This window comes from Legionella tunisiensis (assembly GCF_000308315.1).
Taxonomy (GTDB): Bacteria; Pseudomonadota; Gammaproteobacteria; order Legionellales; family Legionellaceae; genus Tatlockia; species Tatlockia tunisiensis.
In genome coordinates this window covers 1-1,437 of sequence record NZ_CALJ01000155.1, presented here as the reverse complement: position 1 = coordinate 1,437, position 1,437 = coordinate 1, and the positions used below count along the sequence as shown (strand labels likewise).

Below are 1,437 nucleotides of genomic sequence, written 5' to 3'. Positions count from 1 at the left end.
ACCTTCATGAATTCTTAAATAATATACCCCTTCGTAGCCTTGTGGCATTAAATCGTCGCTACGGCCCTTACTTTGAGGGCATCGAAGAACAAATAGAGGGAGTACAACAAGAAATTGAGGCCGAACAAGGGCTACTTGCTGCTTTGGAAGAACAATATGACGCTCTTGAACTGGATATTGCAGCCGACGCAGAAAAAGAAAAGAAGCGCTAGCCAGTCTTCCAGGTAATGGTGCTGAACGTTATTTACAGCTTAGTTTTTAAGCGTGTTTTCTGCTGCTGAAAACCAGCAAGCAAAAGTATTGATTGACATTAAAAAGATTAAAGAACAGATTAACAACAAAGAAATGCAATTAAAGGACTTAATACAAGAAAAAAAGCGTCTATCAGTGAATTAGGCATCGTCAATTCAGTTCTGGCTGTAAAACGCAGAGAGATCGAAGCAGATCGTTTGGCGCCATCCTCCTCTAGTTCAACTCTTTTACGCAACTAGTGCTGTATTCTTAACGCTGCTTGGTGAACCCACTCGTGTGCTTACCAGGCAATTTTGTCAAAAGACAACACCGGTTGTTAATACTAAAGTCACATACTTTATATGAAAAGCAGTTTGACATATAATCGCTCAACAAATCATGACAGAGAAAACATTATGCGCTTTTTCCCACAACTACCTCCACGTCAACTGTATAAAACCTTATACCAAATGACGATCGAAGAGCTTGAGGGATTAAATCGCCGTTATGAACCTGAATTTTTGCAACTGGCACTACGGCAAGCGCAAGAAGAAAGAAACATCGCCAACTATCACGAGCAAATGGCTACTCTGCACTCACAACAAGAAATCCAACACTTGCCAGAATTAGATAATCAAATTACACCATTCACTCTCGCCATAAGAACAAGCGAAAAGAATTTAGAAACTATTCAAAAAGAAGTAACTGCTCTCGCTAATGAATTAAGAAAAGTCAACAACATGCTGGATCAAAAGCGAAGGGAAGTACACAGCATCAACCAGAAGACGCTTCCTACGACTCGCCTTCCTCAACGGATCTGAATTCTCCCTAATGCATAGCAGGTCAATTATTAGCCATTGAATGGCCTATTTCCCATCTACGCGCTGAGTGCTCCCGATATATTTTTGTTCAGCTCATGAGTTTAATTTATGCGTGTTGGACATAAATCACGCCATTGCCGTAGAGATGGAAAAACATCAATTTAAATCAAAATAAATAATTTAAGATTTTACAGATCATTAAACCAAATTTTTATGTCCAGATATCAGTTTCACTCCCTCAGCCTAAGTAATGAATCCAGAGCAATTTAATTTTATAAGCCTTAAACAATCGCAGACAATTTGGAAACATGTTAGCATCCCTTTTTTGCTACTTGAGGATGTATCATGTGGTTTAACAATACACTTATTTATAACTATGAGCTCA

2 protein-coding genes and 1 pseudogene are annotated in these 1,437 nt (G+C 38.8%); all 3 read left to right on the top strand.

Annotation, left to right across the window (positions count from 1 at the left end; translation table 11 throughout):
- Window positions 1–212: pseudogene (locus BN58_RS23880) on the top strand (hypothetical protein); the annotation flags it as partial.
- Between the two features lie 52 nt (window positions 213–264).
- Window positions 265–396, top strand: a complete 132-nt coding sequence (locus BN58_RS36025; protein ID WP_019216678.1) for a hypothetical protein — start codon at window positions 265–267, stop codon at window positions 394–396.
- 209 nt (window positions 397–605) lie between these two features.
- The gene (locus tag BN58_RS09840) at window positions 606–1,052 is read left to right on the top strand and encodes a hypothetical protein (RefSeq protein ID WP_019216677.1); all 447 of its coding nucleotides are present in this window, start codon (window positions 606–608) and stop codon (window positions 1,050–1,052) included.
- Window positions 1,053–1,437: the final 385 nt, after the last annotated feature.